The following is a 633-nucleotide window of genomic DNA, read 5'->3' as shown; positions in this document are numbered from 1 at the left end:
ATGGACAAAGGACTTGCACAGAACGCTATCTCACAAGGGGGGGGCTGGTATGACATCTGGAGTGGTGATGTCAGCGATGCAAAAGGGTTCCGCTTTATCAGTACTGGTGATTTGAACTTAGGCGAAAATGTCGTGATCAACCATGTTCTAACTTACGGTAACGTGAAAGATCATGGTGACTGGTTAGATAAGGAAGAGTTGTTCTCATTTGTAGCTCGTCCAACTTACAACTGGTCGCCATACAATAAGACTATGTTAGAGGTCGGCTACTTTGACCAAGAAAAAACTTGGGATTCAGGCTCCGAAGACAAGTTTAGTGGCACAAAATTCACTATCGCACACGCCATCTCAACGGGAGAGTCTTTCTTCGCTCGTCCAGAAATCCGATTCTTTGCGACTTATTTGAAAGACAATGAGGGCGACTCATTTGACAACAATAAGAGCAACGACACCATCAACTACGGTGTACAAATTGAGGCTTGGTGGTAATAAATAGAAATTGCCATTTTACTACTTAGATAGGCCTGTTTAGCTCCATTCTGGCCTATCACATCGAAATCCTTTGCCATTTGCTCTTGAATTGGGTCGTATTCAGCCGGAGGGGGCGGAAAATATGTCTATATTTCCATTTCA

The 633-nt window shown here is 43.6% G+C and carries 1 protein-coding gene; it reads left to right on the top strand.

Going from position 1 to position 633, the window contains the following annotated elements:
• On the top strand, nucleotides 1–489 hold a 489-nt coding region (locus tag R7R24_RS27910; RefSeq protein ID WP_318120318.1), incomplete at its 5' end, for a carbohydrate porin.
• Nucleotides 490–633: the final 144 nt, after the last annotated feature.

This window comes from Vibrio sp. 704, from assembly GCF_033339295.1.
The sequence above is the reverse complement of the archived record's forward strand: the minus strand, read 5'-3'. Positions and strand labels throughout refer to the sequence as shown.